We start from the raw sequence: 14,562 nt of genomic DNA, 5'->3' as shown, positions 1-14,562 counted from the left end.
GAACCTGAGATTTAGTGTGTGCTGCCTGACTTCTCTTTGGCCGGCACATCGATGGTTTCGCCAACGGCAACGCGCGCCGTTTCGGTGGCTTCTGCTTCTTTGGCGTGAGGGTCTTTCATCCCTTCTTTAAAACCTTTAACAGCGCTGCCGAGGTCAGCGCCAATATTACGAATTTTCTTGGTGCCAAAAACTAGCGCAACGATCGCAAGTAACACCAACCAATGCCAAATACTAAAGCTACCCATAGTGGATCTCCGTTTACTCGTTAGCTGTGGTGCGTCTGTGCCAAGGACGCTTTCCACCAAGAATATGAAAATGCAGGTGATTAACTTCTTGGCCGCCCTCAACCCCCGAGTTGACCAAGAGTCGAAAACCACCCTCATGTCCAGGATTGCAACCGTTCTCGAGTGCAATCGTGGGCAGCAATGTCATCATTCTACCCAACCAATCAGCGTCCGTGGGTTTTACCTCTTGTAACGAAAGGATATGATGGCGGGGCACGACCAATAGATGGACAGGCGCAGCGGGTGCAATATCGTGAAACACCACACAATCATCGTCCTGGTAGACGATTTTTGCCGGAATCGTGCCGGCAACAATTTTACAAAACAGGCAATGCTCGCTCATAGTGGCCGACTCGCTTTTTCAGTAAGACCAGAGACGCCCTCACGTCTGGCAAGTTCTGCCAGCACGTCCTCGGGGCGGATCCCGTGTTCAACCAGCGTCACCAGGCAGTGAAACCAGAGATCTGCAGTTTCAGAAATAATTCGCTCTTTCTGGCCATCTTTCACCGCCATGACCAGTTCGGTGGCTTCTTCACCGATTTTTTTTAACGCAGCGTCTGGGCCCTTTGCAAATAGTTTGGCGACGTAAGAAGCCGACGCATCGCCTCCCTTAGCGGGTAAGCGCGTCTCAAGTACGTCAGCAATCCGCGCGAGCACTGTGTCGCCGTTCGATAAGGGTTGGCTCGTCATTTGTACATGAGCTCCGGATCTTTGAGCACGGGATCGACGATGTCCCAATTAGCTTGCGCGTTCTCTGTGTTCAATCGACGGAAAAAACAATGACCTCTACCCGTGTGGCAAGCAATTCCGCCTTGTTGTTTGACTTTTAATAAGACGACATCTGCATCGCAATCTAATCGCAACTCGACGACGTCCTGTACGTTGCCAGACTCTTCGCCTTTACGCCAGAGACGCTCACGCGAGCGTGACCAATAAACAGCGCGATTGGTTTGAGCTGTTTCTAGCAAGGACTCGGCGTTCATCCACGCCACCATCAGCACCTCGCCCGACAAGGCATCTTGTGCGATGGCCGGCACTAAGCCTTTGTCGTCAAATTTGACTTCGTTTAACCATGCCGGGATAGATGCGTTTGCCATCAACAAATCCTCACGGGAATGCCCCGTTGCGCCATGAAGGCTTTCGCTTCACGCACGGTATATTCGCCATAGTGAAAAATGCTTGCCGCTAGCACTGCGCTCGCACCCCCTAAGGTGACACCATCTGCGAGGTGCTGCAAATGACCAACCCCACCCGACGCAATGACGGGGATCGCCACAGCGTCGCTGATGCGTCGAGTGAGATCAAGATCAAAACCAGCTTTGGTGCCATCTCTATCCATGCTGGTCAAGAGCAGCTCACCGGCGCCAAAATCGGCCATTTTCTTTGCCCACTCGATGGCGTCGATACCTGTTGCTTTGCGACCACCATGGGTGAAGATTTCCCAACGGGGGGGCTCACCCGCTGTACTTGTCTTGCGCGCATCAATGGCAACAACGATGCACTGAGATCCGTGATAATTCGACGCGTCTCGCACCAAGTCTGGGTTCGCAACGGCTGCGCTGTTAATAGAGACTTTGTCTGCCCCCGCATTCAGGAGCCGTTGGACATCACTGACTTGCCTGACCCCGCCGCCCACCGTCAACGGTATAAATACTTGCGACGCGACTTGCTCAATAATGGGCAGAATCAGATCTCTGTCGTCACTCGTGGCAGTGATGTCTAAAAAAGTCAGTTCATCGGCGCCTTGATCGTTGTAGCGGCTGGCGATTTCGACCGGGTCGCCCGCATCCACCAGCGAGACAAAGTTGACCCCTTTGACGACACGGCCTGCCGTGACATCAAGACACGGGATAATGCGCCGTGTCAGGTTGGTTTGAATGCCAATGGAGGCGTTGCCAGTCATGGGGCTAGTTCGTCAGCCCGCAGCTGCGCGGCTTCGAAATCCAGTGTCCCCTCATAGATGCTGCGGCCAAGAATACATCCCTCGACGCCTTCATCTTCAACGGCACACAACGCATCGATGTCTCTGATATCTGTCACGCCCCCTGAGGCAATGACCGGAATTCGAACGTGCTGAGCAAGACGCACGGTTGCCTCAATATTCACCCCAGAAAGCATGCCATCGCGGCCAATGTCGGTGTAAATAATCGCTTCGCAACCATAGTCTTCGAATTTTTTAGCCAAATCCGAGACATCATGCTTGGTCAGTTTGCTCCAGCCATCGGTCGCCACTTTGCCGTCTTTGGCGTCGAGGCCAACGATGATACTGCCGGGGAACGCGCCGCAGGCGTCGTGCAGGAACCCGGGGTTTTTGACTGCAGCGGTACCGATGATGACATACGAAATGCCAAAATCCAGATATCTTTCTATCGTGTCCAGATCACGGATGCCGCCGCCGATTTGGACAGGAATTGTCGAACTGACGGATTGAACAATCGATTTGATGACTGATTCGTTTTTCGGCTTGCCGGCAACGGCACCATTCAAGTCAACCAGGTGCAGACGTCGTGCCCCTTTGTCGAGCCAGAGTTTAGCCATGGCAACAGGGTCTTCGGAGAAAACCGTGGCGTCGTCCAAGTCGCCTTGGCGAAGACGCACGCAGTGTCCATCTTTTAAGTCAATCGCGGGGATCAGCAGCATATCGTTTTTGATCGAGAAGTAAATGTCGTTTCTAGGGATTGAGAGTCTGACATTATTAGATTTAAGGATTCCAGTCTACAAAATTTCGGCAAAGTCGCAAACCGGCATCTGCGCTTTTCTCAGGGTGAAACTGCACTGCAAAAATATTGTCTTGTGCAATCGCGCAGGTGAACGACGATCCATACAAGCTGGATCCCACGGTGAGGCGCGGATCTTCGGGCACAGCATAGTAGCTGTGAACGAAATAAAAAGGGGTCAAATCAGGGATGCCAGCCCAGAGCGCATGTGGTTGCACTTGCTGGACAGGGTTCCAACCCATGTGAGGGATCTTAAGCCGATCGGGTGAATTCGCCTCATTCACGCCAAAAGCAGGCCCGCTGAATTTACGAACCATCCCTTTAAAGACGCCGAGACTTTCTGTATTACCTTCTTCACTGCGTTCGAACAGCATTTGCTCACCGACGCAGATACCAAGCAGCGGCTTTGTTGCGAGCGCTCGCAAAACGGCTTCACGAAGACCCGCTTCATCAAGCGTTCTGACACAATCCGCCATCGCCCCTTGACCGGGAAACACCACTCGATCTGCATCATCAATGTCGGCGGCTGTTTGACAGAGTTTCACACTTGCCTCAGGTGCTGCGTGCTGCAGAGCACGCGCAACAGAGTGGTAGTTGCCCATCCCATAGTCAACGATGGCGATCTTTCGCATAGATCAAAGTACGCCTTTCGTTGAGGGGACAACACCTTCGCTGCGCGGGTCGCGTTCGAGCGCCATGCGCAGGGCGCGGCCTGTTGCTTTGAAGATCGTTTCGCACTGGTGGTGGGCATTCACACCGCGCAGGTTATCAATGTGCATGGTCAGTAACGCATGATTGACTAAGCCTTGAAAAAACTCAATGGTCAGATCGACATCGAAGTCGCCCACTCTTGCTCGTGTGAATGGGACGTGAAACTGCAACCCTGGGCGGCCAGAAAAATCGACGACCACGCGCGAGAGCGCCTCATCCAGGGGGACATAGGCATGCCCGTAGCGACGAATGCCAGATTTGTCACCAACCGCCTGCGCGATTGCTTGGCCAATCGTGATGCCAACATCCTCAACTGTGTGATGCGCATCGATATGAAGATCGCCCTCGGCGTGCACCTCCAGGTCAATAAGCCCATGCCGCGCGATCTGGTCGAGCATGTGATCGAGAAACGGCACACCGGTGTTTAGATTTTGACGGCCTGTGCCATCCAAATTCAATACAACGCGGATGCGAGTTTCATTGGTATTGCGGGTAATCTCGGCGGTACGCATTTCATGCACTCGAAATATTGATCGGCCAATCCGGCATCTGACTAGCTATTGTAGGGCTAGTTATGAGGTTGTCGCTATTCACTTACTTCATCAATCTGAACCGAGCACTGGCAGCATGGGCGGGAAGACCTTCGCCGTCAGCTAAGGTTCCAGCGATAGCACCCAGCGTTTTTGCGCCTTGGCTCGAAATCTGAATGAGACTCGATCTTTTCTGAAAGTCGTAAACGCCTAAGGGCGAAGAGAATCTGGCTGTCCGCGAGGTTGGCAGCACATGGTTCGGACCGGCGCAATAGTCTCCCAACGCTTCAGAGCTGAAAGCGCCCATGAAAATAGCCCCAGCGTGCCGAATGAAGGGCAATAGATCGTCTGGCTCGGCGACCGAGATCTCAAGGTGCTCTGGAGCGATGAAGTTAGAGAGTTCGCAGGCTTCTTTCAAGTCTTTGACCAACACCAGGGCCCCACGATTTGCGAGACTGGTTCGAATGATCTCGGCCCGCGGCATGGTGGGCAGTAAGCGATCAATGGCTGCATCGACCGCCTTTAAATAATCCTCGTCATCACACAACAGAATGGATTGAGCCAATTCATCGTGCTCAGCCTGCGAGAACAAATCCATCGCAATCCAGTCTGGTGAGGTTTTACCGTCGCAGATAATGAGGATTTCACTGGGACCTGCAATCATGTCGATGCCGACAGTGCCAAACACGCGGCGCTTGGCCGCAGCCACGTAGGCATTACCAGGGCCGACGATTTTATCGACAGCAGAGATTGTTTTGGTGCCGTAAGCCAGCGCGCCAATGGCCTGCGCACCGCCAATGGCAAACGCGCGGTCAACACCGGCTATCGCGGCGGCCGCAAGCACGATCGGGTTGCGAATCCCGTCAGGGGTCGGCGTGACCATGATGATTTCATTCACACCTGCCACTTTCGCAGGGATAGCATTCATTAAGACGGAAGAAGGGTAGGCTGCTTTACCACCAGGGACATAAAGGCCTACTCGATCAAGCGGGGTGATTTGCTGCCCCAAGCGAGTCCCGTCTGCTTCGGTGTACGACCAGCTGTTTTGACGCTGATGCTGGTGATATGACCGCACGCGGTCTGCGGCCGCTTCGAGCGCAACCCGTTGCAGACGGGGCAATCCGTCTAGCGCAGCCAACCATTCATGCCGATCGATTTCAAGCGCGCCGGCCTCGGTGATCGACATGCGATCGAACTGATTCGTCAGGCGAAGCAGGGCGGTGTCACCCTCAGTCTGGATTTCTTTGAGAATCCGCGCGCAGGCGGCCTCAATCGCATCATCCTGTTCAGCGTCGACTTTTAACAACTGGGAAAGCTTGGCCTGAAACCCCGAATCACGAGAGTCAAGACGAGAGATATTTGCCATGAATTACAACGCACTTATCAAAATCAATCTCTATGATGCCACATCCTGCCGGCTAGCTTTCTCGAAAGCTTCTAGCAGGGGCTGTAACTCTGCGTGCCTCGTTTTTAATGAGGCGCGATTAACGATCAAGCGTGACGAAATATCGACAATATCTTCCACCGGGACCAGATCGTTGGCTTTTAGCGTGTTACCGGTCGATACGACGTCAACAATCGCATCCGCGAGCCCCACCAGTGGGGCTAGCTCCATTGAGCCATAAAGTTTGATCAGATCGACGTAAACCCCTTTGGCGGCAAAGTGTTCTCGCGCTGCATTCACGTATTTTGTGGCGACGCGAAGCCGCGCCCCTTGTTTGACGGCTGAGGGGTAGTCAAAACCCTTTCGTACAGCAACGCACAGCCGGCATCTGGCGATATTGAGATCAATCGGCTGGTAGAGGCCGCCAGGGTGATCGTTGGCATGTTCGAGCAATATATCCTTACCCGCGATGCCGAGGTCGGCAGCCCCGTATTCTACGTAGGTCGGCACATCAGACGCACGCACAATGATCAACCTGACCATCGGATTACTGGTCTGAATGATCAGTTTTCGCGAGGTCTCGGGGTTTTCTGAGACTTGAATCCCTGCCGCTGCCAGAAGGGGGAGGGTTTCGTCGAAAATCCGCCCTTTTGACAGGGCAAGCGTAATGGGAAGCGTCAGCGCATTCGTATTCGCTTGCGTGTTCATTGGTTTGCCTTACTCGAAATCCGCTCAATGTTAGCGCCCAGCGTGCGCAGTTTTTCTTCCATCCGTTCGTAACCTCGATCAAGATGATAGATGCGTTCGACCATGGTTTCACCTTCTGCGGCGAGCGCGGCAATGACAAGGCCAGCCGAGGCGCGCAAGTCGGTTGCCATGACCGTTGCCCCTGAGAGCTTTTCAACCCCTCGCACGATGGCGGTATGGCCATCGATATCGATATTCGCACCGAGGCGGATCATTTCTTGAACGTGCATGAAGCGATTATCAAAAATCGTCTCAATAATGACAGAGGTACCGTCCGCGATCGTGTTAAGTGCCATCAGTTGCGCTTGCATATCGGTCGCGAAACCCGGGTATTCATGCGTGCGCAAGTCAACGGCTTTCGGACGCTTTGACATGCTTGCTTTGATCCAGTCGTCGCCTAGGGTGAGCTCAAGACCGGCCTCCTGCAACTTTGAGATAGTTGCGCCCAAGGTCTTGGGATCCACCATCCGTAACACGATACTGCCACCAGCCGCCCCAACAGCACAAAGAAAACTGCCAGCCTCGATGCGATCCGGTGTCACGCTGTGTGTTGCGCCGTTCAAGCGGTCGACGCCCTGAATGACGATTCTGTCGCTTCCGTGACCTTTGATCTTGGCGCCCATTTTGATGAGCAACTCAGCGAGATCCACCACTTCAGGCTCACGTGCCGCATTTTCTAGGATGGTCTCGCCCTCAGCAAGTGCGGCGGCCATCAGCAAGTTTTCAGTGCCCGTCACTGTCACCATATCTGTTCGGATGACAGCCCCTTTGAGCCGCTGGGCGCGTGCAACGATATAGCCATGTTCGACGACAATTTCAGCCCCCAATGCCGTCAACCCCTTGATATGTTGATCGACAGGACGTTGTCCGATGGCGCAACCGCCTGGCAGGCTCACACGGGCCTCGCCGAATCGGGCAACGAGGGGGCCCAGCGTCAGAATCGAGGCGCGCATGGTCTTGACTAAATCATAGGGTGCTTCGAATGCGTTGACTTGATCTGCGCACACCGTGACGCCATAAGTGCCGTGCTGCTCGTTCTTCACACCCAAGCGACCAAGCAGCTTTAACGCGGTGTTCGTGTCGTTCAGGTGCGGTACGTTATTGAGCACGAGCGGCTCGCTCGTTAACAGAGAAGCAAACAGAATCGGCAATGCAGCGTTTTTTGCGCCTGATACACAGATTTCGCCACGCAGGGGTGCGCCGCCTGTGATTCGTAACTTATCCATTAACCCAGTGCCTTGTATTCATCCGGTGTCAGGGTGCGCATTGATAACGCGTGTATTTCGTCCTTCATGCGCTCACCAAGTGCTTGATAGACCAGCTGATGACGGGCGATCAAACGCTTCCCGGCAAACGCTGGGCTAACAATGATGGCTTCAAAATGGGCGCCATCCCCGGTTACTTGCAGATGTTCGCAGGTGAGACCGGCAGCGATGTAATCCCGAATATTTTCTGGGGTAGGGAGCATAAATAATCCGTTGACCTTAAGTTCTTAGTTTGTAACCGTTGGCAAGTAAACGAAGCGCCAAGATTGAAAAAGCGACAAAGACACTAACAATCACCGCCAAGCTGTGCCAGGGAGAAACATCCGATACGCCAAAAAAACCATGCCGGAATCCGTCGATAGTATAGAAAATTGGGTTCCAGTGAGTGACCAGTTGCCAAAAGCGAGGCAGCGAGTGGACTGAATAGAAAACGCCGGATAAGAACGTGGCGGGCATGATTAGAAAGTTTTGAAAGGCGGCCAACTGGTCGAATTTCTCGCAAGTTAGACCGGCAATCAACCCGAGAATCGCCATGATCCCGCAAGCGAATATCGCAAAGGCGAGTATCCACAGGGGTTGAGTGAGCGGCAGGGCCACAAAGAAGAATGAGACCAACCAGACACAAAGCCCGACCGCCAGGCCACGTACGATGCCAGCTAGCACATACGCACTGAAGATTTCGTAGTGAGACATGGGTGTGACGAGCACAAAAACCAGATTTCCAGTGACCCGGCTTTGAATCAATGATGATGACGGGTTGGCAAAAGAGTTCTGCAACATGCTCATCATCATCAAACCGGGGATGAGAAAGGCGGTGTAGGGCACCTGACCATATACCTGAACTTTGTCTTGCAGGACTTGTGCGAAGACGACAAGATAAAGCAACGCTGTCATCACTGGTGCAGCCACGGTTTGAAAACTGACTTTCCAGAATCGCAGTAACTCTTTTTTGAATAGCGTCGGGAAGCCGAGGCCCACGGGTCTATTGAACAAGGTGTCATCCATGTTGGGATTCATATAGAAGCCTCCGCTCGCGGCAGGTCATCTTTCATGATCTCGACAAATGCGTCCTCGAGACTTCCACCGCCAAACTGTTCAAGTAGCGCGCTGGTGGTAGACAGAGAGACGATTCGACCGCGCTTGAGCATGGCAATTCGGCCGCACAGGGATTCGGCCTCCTCGAGGTAGTGCGTGGTCAGTAATATCGTGTGTCCCTCTTTATTCAAACGAGAAATGAACTCCCAGAGACTTCGTCGCAGATCAACGTCAACGCCTGCCGTCGGTTCATCCAAGACAATCACGGGCGGGCGATGCACCAGTGCCTGGGCGACTAGAACGCGTCGTTTCATGCCCCCAGAAAGCGTGCGCATATTGTTGTCGGCTTTTTCGGTCAAGCCCAGGTTTGCCAGAATTTCGTCGATCCAGTCATCGTTTTTGGATAAGCCAAAATAACCTGACTGGTTTCTCAGCGTTTCGCGCACCGTAAAAAACGGATCGAAAACGAGCTCTTGTGGCACCACCCCTAGCGCTCGCCGGGATTGCTTGTAATCGGTGACAACATCGTGGCCGCAAACGCTCGCGCGACCTGCGTTGGCACGAGACAGACCTGCAAGCACCGAAATCAACGTTGTTTTGCCCGCCCCATTAGGACCAAGCAAACCAAAAAACTCACCCTGTTCAATCGTGAGCGACACATCATCCAGCGCTTGAAAACCGTTGCCTTCAGGCTTTGAAAACCAAGCGCTCAGTCCGCTACGGCGGGGCGAGTAGATTTTCGAGACATGTTCAAACGAAACAGCATTCATTGTGGCTCGGCGCCTTATTGTTTCTGATTGCGTTGATTGAGCGCATCAATGAGCCCACTGATACCGGTTTGGGCAATTTGCTGCGAAAACTGATTTCGATAGTTTTCAATCAACCAAATATTTTCAACATTGACGTCGTAGATTTTCCAACCGGTTGGCGTTTTTTCGAGCCTGTAATCCAAGATGGTTGCTTCGCTGGTTGGCCGTCTAAATAGCTGGGTTCTGACCACCGTATCCTCTGCTGCGGTATCGCCTCTGAAAGGCATGATCTTCATCGCAGTTGTTGGCTCAACGCGGGTAAATGCGCCTGCGTAGGTTCTTAGCAAGGTCACTCTAAATGCTTGCGACAAAGCTTCTTGCTGTTCAGGGGTCGCGTCTTTCCAGTGACGGCCAGCCGCAAGTCGTGTTGTCTTTCTGAAATCGACGTAGGACCCGACAAACTGATCCACGACTTGCGAGATACGAGCCATGTCACCCATCTTGATCGATGGGTCATTTTTAATGCTGTTCAACGTTGAATTGACCGCTTGGTCAATAAACTCTACAGGTGTTGTTGCTGTGTTCGCGTTGGCGGCAGTGCCTGACGATTGGGCGCAGGCGAGTTGTGAAACACCCCAGAACAACACCAGAGCCATTATTTTTTTGAAGGTCATGTCTGTCTACTTTTTATTACTGTCAGTGGTTGATGTGTCGTCGTTGTCGTCGTAATTCGGTAGATGGTTTTCTTCAGCCGCAGCGCCGCGAACCTGTGCCGCTCTGCTTTGCAGATAGGCATCTCGAATAAAGCTATACGAATCAAGCGCTGTCTTGTCAACGGTGTCTGAAATGCCAAGCAGCGCTTCTCTGCGCTCGAGTAGTTCAAGGGCATAGAGGCTGTTGCGCACGCCAATGTTGTGGATGGTCTGACCCACTTCGACTTGATTGATGTAGGCATCCACTAACTTGCCGACGCCGTCTCTTGTATTGCTGGGCCCGAGGATTGGTAAAACGATATAAGGCCCAGTGCTGACGCCCCAGACGCCGAGCGTCACCCCGAAGTCATTCGAAATCCGTTTGGCGCCATTCGCCCCTGCCCAGTCAAAGCAACCTAGCCCGACCGTCGTGTTGAGCAAGAATCGGCCCATCGTGTTGAGCGCGTCTTCATGCCGGCCTTGCAATGTGCTGTTGAACCCTGACCAGATCTCGCCAACGTTGAGAAACATATTGTTGATGCAGCTGCGCACTTCGACGGTGGTCACCGCTTGGTAGCCTTGTGCCAGCGGTTTCAAGATGGCGCGATCGACGCCATCATTAAAGTTGTAAATGGCGCGATTGGAGGACTCAAAAGGATCATTTGGGTTTGCCGGCCCCGAAGGGCTCGTGGCGCAACCGAGAAGGGACGCGCATACTAAAACACTGAAGAGTGCTTTACTTAATGGGACATACATGAGGGATTTCAGCCTTGATCAATCCTGCCTGATGTTGTATCAGGATAATAGCGATAATTTGTAACATTATCGCTCGGGTTTGGATCCAGTGCTTGCACCTGGGCTAGTAGTGCCTGCTCCCTGCTTGTCAGCAGAACTGTACAAGAACTGGCTGATGAGACTTTCGAGCACGATAGCACTCTGCGTGTAACGAATTGTGTCACCTGTTTTTAGAATTTTATCTTCGCCACCGGCTTCTAACCCAATGTATTGTTCGCCCAGCAAACCAGAGGTTAAAATTTTTGCAGAGGAATCCTCTGGGAAATCTATCCCCGCTTGGATGTCCAAGGTGACGATCGCCTGAAAACTTGTGTGATCCAACGTGATGCTGGACACACGACCAACGACAACGCCAGCGCTTTTGATGGGCGCCCGAGCTTTCAGCCCGCCAATATTGTCGAATTTTGCCTGCACACTGTAGGTTTTGCTGAGTGAAAACGAGCTAAGGTTACCGGCCTTGAGCGCCAGAAACGTCAGTGCAATTAAACCGAGCAGAACGAAGAGTCCTACCCACCAATCAGCTTTTTCGTTCGACATGGTGATTTTATCCTTTGTTAATTGCTGACCTTGATTGTCCGCATTAGTTGCTGAACATCAGCGCAGTCAGCAGAAAATCCAATCCCAAGACGGTTAAAGACCCAGCGACTACCGTTTGCGTCGTCGATCGAGCGACCCCTTCAGGGGTTGGTTTTGCACGCCAGCCCGAATAAAGGGCGATTGTGCTCACGGCAACACCAAAGACACAGCTCTTGATCAGGCCATTGGCGATGTCTTTCCAGATATCGACCCCGCTTTGCATTTGCGACCAGAAAATACCAGGATCGATCCCGATCAACATGACGGCGACTAACCAGCCCCCTAGGATACCGACTGCGGAAAAAATGGCAGAAAGTACGGGCATCGCGATGACGCCGCCCCAGAACCGAGGCACCAGCACCCGGCGGATTGGGTCAACGGCCATGACTTCCATGGCTGAAAGTTGCTCGCCAGCCTTCATGAGACCAATTTCAGCCGTCAGTGATGTCCCGGCGCGCCCAGCAAACAAAAGGGCAGTGATGACAGGCCCCAGTTCTCGGGTTAACGAAAGTGCCACGAGCAAACCGAGAGCGTCCTCTGAGCCGTAGCGGTTGAGGGTGTAGTAGCCCTGTAGTCCCAACACAAATCCGACAAAAAGCCCTGACACGGCGATGATGGTGAGCGAGTAGTTGCCGATGAAATGGATTTGACTAAAGACTAATCGTGGTCGTCTGATCGCAATATCACTGCGCTGCAAAATCGAAAAAAATAGGTGGGCTAATGCGCCCAATGAACGCAATTGCTGACTGGTGAAGCGGCCCACGGATGAAAGTAACTCGAACGCTTTCATGAATATCCTGACTGCGTTTTTAACCACGCTTCGAACGCTGCACTGACAGGGTAGTCGAAGGCGACGGGGCCATCGGCCAAGCCTCCCAAAAACTGTTGTACATAGGGATCGTCGGATTGCCGCAGCACTGCCGGTGAGCCTTGGGCTTTGGTCGCGCCTTGTCCAATGAGATAGATTTGATCCGCGATATCGAAGGTTTCTGCGACATCGTGCGTGATGATCAGTGAGCCACAGTTCAAGGTGGTAGACAAGTGCCGAATGAGGCGAGCGGTGACGCCCACAGAGATGGGATCCAGACCTGCGAAAGGCTCGTCATACAAAATCAGTTCTGGCTTCATCACGATGGCACGAGCGAGGGCCACGCGCCTGGCCATCCCACCCGATATTTCAGACACTTTCAGGTGTGCCGCTGCGCGCAAACCAACCGCCTCTAGTTTTTCAAGCACCGTTTCCTGTAATTGCAGGGTAGGCAGTGACTCATGTTCTCTGAGCGGAAACGCCACGTTGTCGAACACGTTCAAGTCAGTGAATAAAGCACCTTGCTGAAACAGGACCCCCATTCTTTGCCTCGCACGGCGAAGTGCCGTTTCGTCAAAGGTCGCCATATCCTGCCCAAACAGGTTGATCGACCCTTGCAGCGGTCGCAGTTGACCAGTGGCGGCTCTGAGTAGGGTGGTCTTCCCAGAGCCAGACCCCCCCATCAACGCAACAACTTCGCCTTTGGCGACGTGCAGAGAAATATCTTTGAGGATTGTTCTCTGACCATAACCGAGTGTGACCCGATCCAGCGCAAGGATAAATGACATTCGCGCTATCGCGGCAGTTCGGTTGAGCCCATCAAAAACTCATCGACAGAGCGCGCGCATTGACGTCCTTCACGGATTGCCCAAACGACCAAAGATTGGCCGCGGCGCATATCACCGGCGGCGAAGACTTTATCGATGCTGCTGCGGTAGTCGTCGGTGTTGGCTCGGATGTTGCCACGAGCATCTTGGTCGACACCGAAGGCTTTCAACACGTGATTGACGGGTGCGACAAACCCCATCGCCAAAAGGACTAGGTCGGCCTTGATGTCAAAGGTTGAACCTTTGACTTCTTGCATCTTCATTTGGCCGGTGGATTCATCCTTGACCCACTCGACCCGACAGGCAACCAGCTTTTCAACCTTGCCGTCTTTGCCCTCTAGATGCTTGGTGGTGATTGCCCAATCTCGCTCTGCACCTTCTTCGTGAGAGGAGGATGTGCGAAGCTTGGCGGGCCAGTAGGGCCACGTCAGCGCTTTGTTTTCGGTTTCAGGTGGTTTGGGCATCAGTTCAATCTGAGTCACTGATTTTGCGCCGTGACGGTTGCTAGTACCAACGCAGTCTGAGCCTGTGTCACCACCGCCAATTACCACGACATGCTTGCCTTTGGCGAGGACTTGACCCTCGACTTTATCACCGGCCACCACTTTGTTTTGAGGACGCAGGAAATCCATGGCATACATGACGCCATCTAATTCGCGACCCTCTACTGGCAAGTCACGGGGCGTCTCGGCACCACCTGACAGCACGATCGCGTCGTATTCGGCTTTAAGCGCAGCCGGGGTAACGACAGCGAGACCCTTGCTCGCCTTCACATCGTCGGCATTGCCGATGTAGTGGGAGACTTTGAAGGTGACGCCTTCGGCTTGCATTTGGTTAACGCGCTGATCGATCAATTGCTTTTCAAGTTTGAAGTCAGGGATGCCGTAACGAAGCAAACCGCCGACCCGATCGTTCTTTTCATAGACCGTTACGTCATGTCCGACCCGAGCGAGTTGCTGCGCACAGGCTAACCCGGCAGGGCCAGAGCCAACCACTGCGACCCGCTTGCCCGTCTTTTGCTCGGGCGGCTGAGGGACGACCCAACCTTCTTCCCAAGCCTTATCGATGATCGCGTGCTCAATGGATTTAATGCCAACCGCGTCATTATTGACGTTCAGTGTGCACGCAGCTTCGCAAGGGGCAGGGCAAATCCGACCGGTAAATTCGGGGAAGTTATTGGTTGAGTGCAACACATCGATCGCACCGCGCCAGTTTTGACGATAGACCAGGTCGTTCCAGTCAGGGATGATGTTGTTGACAGGACAACCATTGTTACAAAATGGGACGCCGCAATCCATGCATCGTGCCGCTTGCTTACCCGCTTGTTCGTCCGTGAGGTGCAACACGAATTCGCGCCAGTGTTTGACACGGCTCTTTGGCGCCTCATACGCTTCTTGCAGACGTTCTATTTCAAGAAAACCAGTAATTTTGCCCATGATGAT

The 14,562-nt window shown here is 53.2% G+C and carries 20 protein-coding genes; all 20 read right to left on the bottom strand.

What is annotated here, in order from left to right; genetic code table 11:
* Positions 1–11 precede the first annotated feature (11 nt).
* The gene (gene tatA / locus AC1W8Y_RS09975) at positions 12–245 is read right to left on the bottom strand and encodes a Sec-independent protein translocase subunit TatA (RefSeq protein WP_482014332.1); all 234 of its coding nucleotides are present in this window, start codon (positions 243–245) and stop codon (positions 12–14) included.
* Positions 246–258: 13 nt separating this feature from the next.
* Positions 259–627, bottom strand: a complete 369-nt coding sequence (locus AC1W8Y_RS09970; RefSeq protein ID WP_482014331.1) for a histidine triad nucleotide-binding protein — start codon at positions 625–627, stop codon at positions 259–261.
* The gene (locus AC1W8Y_RS09965) at positions 624–974 is read right to left on the bottom strand and encodes a phosphoribosyl-ATP diphosphatase (protein ID WP_482014330.1); all 351 of its coding nucleotides are present in this window, start codon (positions 972–974) and stop codon (positions 624–626) included. The genes AC1W8Y_RS09970 and AC1W8Y_RS09965 overlap by 4 nt, the downstream gene beginning before the upstream one ends.
* Entirely contained in the window at positions 971–1,381 is a 411-nt protein-coding gene (hisI, locus tag AC1W8Y_RS09960; protein ID WP_482014329.1) for a phosphoribosyl-AMP cyclohydrolase, read from the bottom strand. Before hisI ends, AC1W8Y_RS09965 begins: the two co-directional genes overlap by 4 nt.
* Positions 1,381–2,187, bottom strand: coding sequence for an imidazole glycerol phosphate synthase subunit HisF (gene hisF, locus AC1W8Y_RS09955; RefSeq protein WP_482014328.1), 807 nt, complete (start codon positions 2,185–2,187; stop codon positions 1,381–1,383). Before hisF ends, hisI begins: the two co-directional genes overlap by 1 nt.
* Entirely contained in the window at positions 2,184–2,924 is a 741-nt protein-coding gene (gene hisA / locus AC1W8Y_RS09950; RefSeq protein WP_482014327.1) for a 1-(5-phosphoribosyl)-5-[(5-phosphoribosylamino)methylideneamino]imidazole-4-carboxamide isomerase, read from the bottom strand. Before hisA ends, hisF begins: the two co-directional genes overlap by 4 nt.
* Before the next feature lie 61 nt (positions 2,925–2,985).
* The gene (hisH, locus tag AC1W8Y_RS09945; RefSeq protein WP_482014326.1) at positions 2,986–3,633 is read right to left on the bottom strand and encodes an imidazole glycerol phosphate synthase subunit HisH; all 648 of its coding nucleotides are present in this window, start codon (positions 3,631–3,633) and stop codon (positions 2,986–2,988) included.
* A 3-nt stretch (positions 3,634–3,636) separates the two neighbouring features.
* Positions 3,637–4,224: an imidazoleglycerol-phosphate dehydratase HisB gene (hisB, locus tag AC1W8Y_RS09940; protein ID WP_482014325.1), complete on the bottom strand. Its 588-nt coding sequence runs from the start codon at positions 4,222–4,224 to the stop codon at positions 3,637–3,639.
* 82 nt (positions 4,225–4,306) lie between these two features.
* Complete coding sequence (gene hisD / locus AC1W8Y_RS09935) at positions 4,307–5,608, bottom strand: histidinol dehydrogenase (RefSeq protein ID WP_482014324.1); 1,302 nt, start codon at positions 5,606–5,608, stop codon at positions 4,307–4,309.
* Between the two features lie 30 nt (positions 5,609–5,638).
* The gene (hisG, locus tag AC1W8Y_RS09930) at positions 5,639–6,334 is read right to left on the bottom strand and encodes an ATP phosphoribosyltransferase (protein WP_482014323.1); all 696 of its coding nucleotides are present in this window, start codon (positions 6,332–6,334) and stop codon (positions 5,639–5,641) included.
* Complete coding sequence (murA, locus tag AC1W8Y_RS09925; protein ID WP_482014322.1) at positions 6,331–7,599, bottom strand: UDP-N-acetylglucosamine 1-carboxyvinyltransferase; 1,269 nt, start codon at positions 7,597–7,599, stop codon at positions 6,331–6,333. The genes hisG and murA overlap by 4 nt, the downstream gene beginning before the upstream one ends.
* Positions 7,599–7,841 carry a BolA family protein gene (locus tag AC1W8Y_RS09920; RefSeq protein WP_482014321.1) on the bottom strand — a complete coding sequence of 81 codons (243 nt, stop codon included), beginning with the start codon at positions 7,839–7,841 and terminating at the stop codon, positions 7,599–7,601. Before AC1W8Y_RS09920 ends, murA begins: the two co-directional genes overlap by 1 nt.
* 16 nt (positions 7,842–7,857) lie before the next feature.
* Entirely contained in the window at positions 7,858–8,655 is a 798-nt protein-coding gene (locus tag AC1W8Y_RS09915) for an ABC transporter permease (protein ID WP_482014320.1), read from the bottom strand.
* Entirely contained in the window at positions 8,652–9,443 is a 792-nt protein-coding gene (locus AC1W8Y_RS09910) for an ABC transporter ATP-binding protein (RefSeq protein WP_482014319.1), read from the bottom strand. Before AC1W8Y_RS09910 ends, AC1W8Y_RS09915 begins: the two co-directional genes overlap by 4 nt.
* 14 nt (positions 9,444–9,457) lie before the next feature.
* Positions 9,458–10,096 (bottom strand): MlaC/ttg2D family ABC transporter substrate-binding protein, encoded by a 639-nt coding sequence (locus AC1W8Y_RS09905; RefSeq protein WP_482014318.1) that lies wholly within the window; start codon positions 10,094–10,096, stop codon positions 9,458–9,460.
* A gap of 6 nt (positions 10,097–10,102) precedes the next feature.
* Positions 10,103–10,870, bottom strand: coding sequence for an MlaA family lipoprotein (locus AC1W8Y_RS09900; RefSeq protein ID WP_482014317.1), 768 nt, complete (start codon positions 10,868–10,870; stop codon positions 10,103–10,105).
* A 66-nt stretch (positions 10,871–10,936) separates the two neighbouring features.
* The gene (mlaD, locus tag AC1W8Y_RS09895; RefSeq protein WP_482014316.1) at positions 10,937–11,446 is read right to left on the bottom strand and encodes an outer membrane lipid asymmetry maintenance protein MlaD; all 510 of its coding nucleotides are present in this window, start codon (positions 11,444–11,446) and stop codon (positions 10,937–10,939) included.
* 43 nt (positions 11,447–11,489) lie between these two features.
* Positions 11,490–12,275 (bottom strand): lipid asymmetry maintenance ABC transporter permease subunit MlaE, encoded by a 786-nt coding sequence (gene mlaE / locus AC1W8Y_RS09890; RefSeq protein ID WP_482014315.1) that lies wholly within the window; start codon positions 12,273–12,275, stop codon positions 11,490–11,492.
* Positions 12,272–13,081, bottom strand: a complete 810-nt coding sequence (locus AC1W8Y_RS09885) for an ABC transporter ATP-binding protein (protein WP_482014314.1) — start codon at positions 13,079–13,081, stop codon at positions 12,272–12,274. Before AC1W8Y_RS09885 ends, mlaE begins: the two co-directional genes overlap by 4 nt.
* Before the next feature lie 5 nt (positions 13,082–13,086).
* Entirely contained in the window at positions 13,087–14,556 is a 1,470-nt protein-coding gene (locus AC1W8Y_RS09880) for a glutamate synthase subunit beta (protein WP_482014313.1), read from the bottom strand.
* Positions 14,557–14,562 lie beyond the last annotated feature (6 nt).

This window comes from Jezberella sp., from assembly GCF_964834465.1.
This window is presented reverse-complemented; position numbering and strand designations above follow the sequence as displayed.